Genomic DNA, 7,498 nt, shown 5'->3' on the forward strand with positions numbered 1-7,498 from the left:
CATGCTTGAGAGGGGAACGCGTTCCCCTGCGTCCGAGCCCCGGGTCTCGGCCGACCCCTTCTGCGGGGAGACCCCGCAACGCCCCCGAGAGGGAGAGTGCGGACCGGCTTTGCCGTGACGGGTTGGAGGTCGAGAGAGAGGCTCTCGGTCGCCCGTCGCGGAGATCCGCGATGTCCAGAAAGACCGCACCCGCTCGCGCCGGCCAGGACCGGACGAGCCTTTACGACGAAATCACCGGCAAGATCATCGCCGAGCTGGAGGCGGGGCGCGTCCCCTGGGTCCAGCCATGGGGAACGGCGGCGGCGAAGGCGCCGCTCGCCATGCCGCGGAACGCCGCGACGGACCGGCACTATTCAGGGATCAATGTGCTGATCCTGTGGGGCGCCGTCATCGAGCACGGCTTCCCTGGTCAGAGTTGGCTGACGTTCCGCCAAGCCCTCGCGCTCGGCGGCAATGTTCGCAAGGGCGAGCGCGGCACGACCGTCGTCTATGCGGACCGCTTCGTGCCGGACGACGAAAAGCGCCGGGCCCGCGAGACGGGTGAGGAAGCCCAGGCCATTCCGTTCCTCAAGCGCTTCACCGTCTTCAACGCCGCACAATGTGAGAACCTGCCGGAGGATGTCGCGTTCGTCGCGCCGCCGCCGCCCGGCCTCATCGAGCCGCGGGTCGAAGCGCTGATCCGCGCGACCGGCATCGACTTCCGCATCGGCGGCAACCGCGCCTTCTATGTGCCGGCGCTCGACTATGTGCAGGTTCCGCCGCCGCAGGCCTATTTCGAGCCCATCAACTGGCACCGCACGGCGCTCCACGAGCTGGGCCACGCCAGCGGCCACCCCTCGCGGCTCAACCGCGACTTCTCCGGCTCCTTCGGCACCAAGAAATACGCGTTCGAGGAACTGGTCGCCTTATCTGGACAGTCTGCACCGTGCCTGACGCACCATTGAACGGTATGCTTTGGCGCGACGCAGGGGGGCATCAGGCCGGATGAAGCGCTATCCATAAGCTGGCGTAATCCGGCCTGATGACCACCGTCCCGCAGGCGCGCAACGTGTGCGATCTGGAGTCGGGAGGGGGTCCGGGGGAGGGACTGACAAGCTGTGGATAATTCAGGTGCGTCGATCGTCATTCAGGAGCGCCGGACGGCGGATGGCCTGGACTCCTACATCCCGGTAATTCTGCGTGATGGTGCGATCTATGATCTCCACCTTGAGCGCTACTTCCTCGATTTGCCGCTGAACGGTTCGCGTTCGCGACACTCGTTGCGCGCCCATGGTTATGATGTTCTGGTCTGGGTTCGCTTTCTCGCTTCGGCCCGCGGCAAGTCTGTCTGGCAAGCCGATGCCGATGATGTCGGTGCCTATCATCGTGCCCGGCGGCGCAGCGATGCTGAGTTCCGGATTTCTGCATCGACGTGGAACCGGGCGATTGCCTCGCTCGACAAGCTTTATCGATGGGCCGAACGGGAGGGGCTGATCGAGCGTACACCTTTTACGCATCGTCAGGTCTGGCGACGATCGCACGATGGGCGCCGTGCGGCGGTCACGGGCCGCAATAACGCCTATGAGCGCGCAGCCCGTCGTTCCGACGTCCGTTTCATCGATCTCACCGATTACCGCGCCTTCCGGGAAGTTGGTTTGCGCGGCCTGACCGTTGAAGGGACCGAGCGTCCTGGAGCGCGTGACCGCAATGGCGCGCGCAACGCGCTGTTCGCCGATCTGCTGGTCACCACCGGCCTGCGCCTGGAAGAGGCATCCCACTTGCTCGCAGCTGAGATTCCGGTTTGCGACGCCCGCTCGGAACGTCAGCGGCGGGTCGAGCTTCCGGCGGCACTCACCAAGGGTGACAGGGGGCGAAGCATGCTGCTGCCGCGCCGCTTGTTGCCGGTGTTTGACGCCTACATCGCCGTTGAGCGAGCCGCAGCCGTCGCCAAGTTCGCACAGCGCCGTGGCTGGGAAGCCATCGACCGCCCGATCTTCATCCACAGCCCCTCATTCGGGCAGCGTGCATTGCATCTCGTTGGCGGTGGCACGATGGACATAGAGGTCGTCACACCGGATGAACGCGCAAGGCTTGTTATTTGCGCTGACGATGGAACGCCGCGCGAAGCCGCGGTCCTCTGGCTGACCGAGGTGGGCCATCCTGTGTTGCCCAACTCGTGGGAAGCGATCTTCGCACGGGCGAGCCGCCGCTGCACGGACGCCGGCATCCCGGTCCGGCTTAGCCCCCATCAACTCCGGCATTCCTTTGCAGTCCACATGCTTGCCATGCTGATCCAGCGCCGCCTCGCCGACGCAGCGGCACCAGTGGGCGCCATGGAAGGTTATCGCCAGCTGGTCGGCGATCCGCTTCAACAGGTCCAGCGATTGCTTGGCCATTCGAGCCTCGCGACGACCTCTATTTATCTCGATCACCTCGCCACGCGTGCCGATACCGTTGATGCGGCAGTCGAAGAACTGCTGGCACTCGTACCAGGCTATCTTCGATCATGACCGCTGCTCCACGCAAAGGACGCAAGGTCAGCTTCGCGGCAGATACGGCTGCGCCCCAAGCCGATCCATGGTCGCAGATCAGCACGCTGCGCTTCATGATTCATCCCTTATATGGCGGCGAGCTGCTCGTCGATTTCACGGGCTTGCGGCCACGCGGCCTGGCGCTCGCATTTGCCCGGAGCCTGTTCATGCTGGCTGCTCCGCGCGGCCCCATCATGGTACGTTCGTCGCTCAAGACATACGCCAACCAGCTGCCAAGCTTCTTTTCCTACCTGGCCGGGACAGGCGACGGGATCAACGGCCCTGCTGACCTTCGTGCCCATCACATTGATGGATTTGAGACATGGCTCAGCGCGCAGGGCAAGTCTTGCGTGCATGGACCAACCTATGTCGCCAAGGTCGTTTCCGTCCTTCGTCGCATCGCGGACGACAGCCCCGAGCTTGTCGATTGCGGCTTGCGGGAACGACTGCGCTACGTCAGCTCACACGCACACGTTCGTTCCCGTCCACGCGATGCCTACAGTCCGTATGTAGCCCGCCAGCTGCGCGATGCGGCACGCGCGGATATCGCTGCGATCGAGGCGCGCTTGCGGTCGGGGCCGCAGTTCGATGAGGTGCCGCAGATCGATGGCGCATATTGCAAAGCCCATGCTGCCATCGAGACATACGGTGTTCTGGGCTACCGTGATCCCACGTTTCAGAGCCTGTACAAGCTGCGCAAAAAGCGCGATCTCACCAGTGACAGGCTTAACCTGAGCCTCCACGCAGCCCACTATCTTACTGCCGACGATATCGTCCCGCTTCTTGTTCTGCTCTTAATCGAGACAGGGCTTGAGCTGGAGTGCTGCAAGTCGCTCACCCTCGATTGTCTGCGCAATGCCGCAGGGGGTACCGTCGATATCGCCTACACCAAGCTGCGGGCACACGGTGCCGAGCACAAGACAATCCGGGTGCGTGATCGCGGCTCATCCACCGCTGGCGGTCTGATCCGACGCATCATCGCCCTATCGTCCAAGGCCAGGGTCCATAACTCCAGCGATAACCTTTGGGTCTATTTTCAGCCGGGCGAGATCACCGCAGGTATTCGTCAACTGCGCTTGAAGGTCAGTGCCTGGACGCAGCGCCATTGTATTACCGATGATCAGGGTAAACCGCTCCACCTGTGTCTTTCGTATCTGCGCAAGACGCACAAGGCCTTGTGGTATCTCAAGACCGAAGGCCACATGGCCCGCTTCGCCGTAGGTCATACCGTCGATATCGCGGCACGGCACTACGCCGATATTCCCTCCCTCAGACCGCTGCACGAGCAAACCGTGGCAGATGCCCTCGAAGAGGTGCTCGCTGGTCCAATGATCCTGCCTCCTCAAGACGAGGACCGGCTGCGCGGCGAGTTGGCAAGCCCTGATCCCGATGATGGGGGCATTTCAACCGCACTGCTCAATGGCGAACAAGACGTCTGGCTTGCAAGCTGTGGCAACTTCTATTCCAGTCCCTTCGCATCCGCCGGCACGCCATGCCCTACACCGTTCTGGGCCTGCCTCGATTGCCGCAACGCGGTCATTACCGCGCGCAAGCTGCCTGCCATTCTCACCTTTCTCTCCTTCGTCGACGCTCAGCGGATCGGCCTGAGTGCTGCTGATTGGACCGCCAAGTTTGGTCATGCCCATGATCGCATCGTTCAGCAGATTCTGCCTGCCTTCGCCGAAGACGTCGTGACAAGGGCCCGTGCGCAAGTCGCGAACGACCCTCCCACGGTCTATCTGCCGCCAGAGGCACGGGCATGACCGTTGTCCAGCTTCTGGCGGAGAGCGACGATGAGCGCGATGCCCTCCCTGTGCTTATGTCCGCGCCTTTGCGCCCCGGCTGCGATCGCGCGCATATTTCACGATACGGCGATCCAGTGTGGGATCTGGCTCCCGGCGTATTTCGCGACAACGCGCGGCGCTGCCATGTCACGGTACATTTCGGCGGTATCAAAGACCCATCCATTGCTGATGCCCTGCGCCAGATTCTCCATGCGCGGCTCAATGTCGATCTCCCCGGTCACCGTTCGCGGCTTGAGCCGGCCGGGGTGCGCGGCGAGGCCAACCGGACCTTGCGCTTTTTCGACTTCGTCAAGGCTCAGCTGGGGCGTTTCGATCTCGCCCGGGTCGATCAGGCTCTGGTCGATCGCTACGCCGGAGCCTTGCGCCTAGCCGGGCTGCGCCCAGTTGCAGCGGCAGCGCTGCTGCGGATCGTCTTTGACCTGCACGAGTTGCAGCATCATCTGCCGACTGCGCGCCTGTCCTTCGAACCGTGGCCGGGACGAAGTCCGTTTTCCGTGGCGGGCGCAAAGCATATTGCAGGGGAGAACCGGACGCCGCGCATTCCTGAAGCGATCATGACGCCGCTGCTCTCCTGGTCGTTGCGCTACGTGACCTGCTACGCAGGCGATATCCTTGCCGCACGGGCAGAACTCGATTGCCTTGAAGCAACGCGCAACCGTCTGATTGCCGCTGAGGAAGGTCTGGATCCCGCTGTTCGTCGGTTACGGCAACGCCAACGCCTCCTCGACTATGTTGCATCCTTGCGGCAGCATGGGCGCGGCATTCCGATCTGGACCACGGCACATAACGGCGCAACGCGAACAGATCCGCAAACCGGCGCCGTCACGCCGCCGATCAACTACCACCTGATCCACCTCCATGCCGGTATCAACGCGCAGGCCGAACCTGCCATGCACCTTGGCCTGGCCACGGGTGCACCAGACCTCATCGCCGCTGCCATCGCAGAACTCGGCACCGAGATTGGCGGCATGGATACGCCCAATTCTGCCGATCCCGATACGGGCATGCCTTGGCGCACCCGCTTCGATGCCAAGGTTTTGCCCCTCGAGGAAGTCATGCTGCAGTCCGCAGCCTATATCGTATGTGCCTTTCTCTCAGGCATGCGGGACAGCGAGATCCAAGCCATGAGGCGGGGATGCCTGTCTATTACCAAAGCCGAAGACGGTACGATCTTGCGGCATCGTATCAAGTCCACTGCTTACAAGGGCAAGCGCGGCGGCGGCGAGGAGACCGAGTGGGTTACCATCGCGCCGGTCGCTGAAGCCATCGATGTCCTCGAACGCCTTTCCGCGCGGGCGGGACAAGCGCGCGGAACAACGACCCTGTGGCCAGTCCTCACGCTTCGGGCCAATACCAAGACGCACGTCTCTGCAGAGATAGTCCGGCAACTCAACCGGTTCCGCGATCACCTCAATGACCACTTCGGATCCGCGCAGGCACCCGTCATTCCTGCCGGACCCGACGGCCGACCATGGCGTCTGACAACGCGTCAGTTTCGCCGCACAATCGCCTGGCACATCGCCAACCGGCCCTTCGGAACAATTGCCGGCATGATCCAGTACAAGCATGCGAGCGTTGCGGCTTTCGAAGGCTATGCTGGCAGCAGCCGGTCCGGATTTCGGGGAGAGATCGAAGCCCAGCGTGCGCTTGGCCAGATTGACGATATCCTTGTCTACTTCGACGAGCGGCAAAGTGGCGCACGCCTTGGCGGACCTGCCGCGAACAGGGTCGGAGTTGTGCTTGATACTGCCGCCCACGAGTTGGCGCCGCTACCTGCCATGATTGCCGACCGTCCACGTCTGCGCACCATGCTGGGCAGTCTCGCGCGGACATTGCATGTCGGCCCGCTGGCCGATTGCTTCTTTGATCCGGCAACCGCCCTGTGCCTGAACCGGAGTTCGGAGCCAGGCGCAAGCGGGCCAATGATCTCCATGTGCGAACCGGTCCGCTGCCCCAATGCCTGCATCGCCGAACGGCATCGCCCGGCATGGCAGCGCGGTGCTGATGAGGCACGGTTGTTGTTGCGCGAGAAGCGGCTTCCAGAGCCGCAGCGGGTGACGCTTCAGGCCGAGGTGGCCAGAATCCAGCGTGTTCTTGAACAGATCGCACCGGGTACCGCCACACCGCATAACGGTATGGCGGGAGAGGAAGAGGAGGCGGGTTTGCGGGTGACGGATTGAAGGAGCGGAAGACAGTTTCCCTCCGCCCGTCGTGGAGACCTGCCATGTCCCGATCCTACCCTGCGACGCCGCGAGCCGACGTTTATTCGCGCATCACCACCGAGATTGTATCTGCCATCGAAGCCGGGGCCGGCGATTGGCGCATGCCCTGGCACCATGATGGCGCTGCCACCACCAGGCCGCAGAACGTCACCTCTCGCCGCCGCTATCGCGGCGTCAACGTGCTCGCGCTCTGGATCGCAGCCGAAGCGGCTGCCTATTCCAGCGGTCTTTGGGGGACCTATCGCCAGTGGGCATCGCTTGGCGCACAGGTCCGCAAAGGTGAACGCGGAACGACGGTTGTGTTCTGGAAACAGGCCGCATCGCGCGCCGATGATGATCATGACGATGGCGAAGCCGGACCCGGCCGCATGTTCGCGCGGGCCTTCACCGTGTTCAACCTCGCCCAGGTCGAGGGCTATGAACCCCCACCTGTCGCAGTTCTACCCGAGGGCGAGCGGTTCGGGCACGCCGAAGCTTTCGTCGCGGCCCTCAAGATCCCGATCACCGAGGGCGCCTACGATGCGCACTACCGGATCGACCTCGATCACATCTTCATGCCGACCTTTGCCTCGTTTCGGGATGCATCAGCACAGATGGGCACGCTTTTGCATGAGGCGGCCCACGCCACAGGGGCAAAGCACCGGCTCGACCGCAACTTTGCCGAACGTTTCAAGCGCGACAGCTTGGCGATCGAGGAAATTTGCGCTGAACTGACCGCATCGTTCGTACTCGCCGACCTCAGGATCGCTCACCATCCGCGGGCCGATCATGCCGCCTACGTAGCATCGTGGTTGCGCGCACTCAAAGACGACCCTCGCGCCATCTTCACCGCCGCCAGCAAGGCGCAGGCGGCCGCCGATTGGATGCACGCCCAGCAGCCCCAGCCTGAGGAGATCGCCGCATGATAAGCGCCCCGAAAATTTGCGGTAGAAGTCACATTAGGGCTGGACTGTCAGGATAT

General features: G+C 63.1%; 5 protein-coding genes. All 5 read left to right on the forward strand.

The genetic code is table 11. From position 1 onward, the window contains the following. Positions 1 to 170 precede the first annotated feature (170 nt). The 5 genes from L286_RS34955 to L286_RS34975 all read left to right on the forward strand — a co-directional run bounded on the left by L286_RS34955 (position 171) and on the right by L286_RS34975 (position 7,442). A complete protein-coding gene (locus L286_RS34955) occupies positions 171 to 944 on the forward strand; it encodes an ArdC family protein (protein ID WP_013039031.1) in 774 nt (257 codons plus the stop codon). Between the two features lie 153 nt (positions 945 to 1,097). After that, positions 1,098 to 2,489 (forward strand): tyrosine-type recombinase/integrase, encoded by a 1,392-nt coding sequence (locus L286_RS34960; RefSeq protein WP_013039032.1) that lies wholly within the window; start codon positions 1,098 to 1,100, stop codon positions 2,487 to 2,489. Then, complete coding sequence (locus L286_RS34965; protein ID WP_013039033.1) at positions 2,486 to 4,273, forward strand: hypothetical protein; 1,788 nt, start codon at positions 2,486 to 2,488, stop codon at positions 4,271 to 4,273. Before L286_RS34960 ends, L286_RS34965 begins: the two co-directional genes overlap by 4 nt. After that, entirely contained in the window at positions 4,270 to 6,495 is a 2,226-nt protein-coding gene (locus L286_RS34970) for an integrase (protein WP_013039034.1), read from the forward strand. Before L286_RS34965 ends, L286_RS34970 begins: the two co-directional genes overlap by 4 nt. A gap of 44 nt (positions 6,496 to 6,539) precedes the next feature. After that, positions 6,540 to 7,442, forward strand: coding sequence for an ArdC family protein (locus tag L286_RS34975; protein ID WP_013039035.1), 903 nt, complete (start codon positions 6,540 to 6,542; stop codon positions 7,440 to 7,442). Positions 7,443 to 7,498: the final 56 nt, after the last annotated feature.

Source organism: Sphingobium sp. HDIP04 (genome assembly GCF_000445085.1).
Taxonomy (GTDB): domain Bacteria; phylum Pseudomonadota; class Alphaproteobacteria; order Sphingomonadales; family Sphingomonadaceae; genus Sphingobium; species Sphingobium indicum.

Coding starts and splice junctions, on each gene's coding strand:
- L286_RS34955 (WP_013039031.1), top strand. CDS start 171: ATGTCCAGAAAGACCGCACCCGCTCGCGCCGGCCAGGACCGGACGAGC.
- L286_RS34965 (WP_013039033.1), top strand. CDS start 2,486: ATGACCGCTGCTCCACGCAAAGGACGCAAGGTCAGCTTCGCGGCAGAT.
- L286_RS34970 (WP_013039034.1), top strand. CDS start 4,270: ATGACCGTTGTCCAGCTTCTGGCGGAGAGCGACGATGAGCGCGATGCC.
- L286_RS34975 (WP_013039035.1), top strand. CDS start 6,540: ATGTCCCGATCCTACCCTGCGACGCCGCGAGCCGACGTTTATTCGCGC.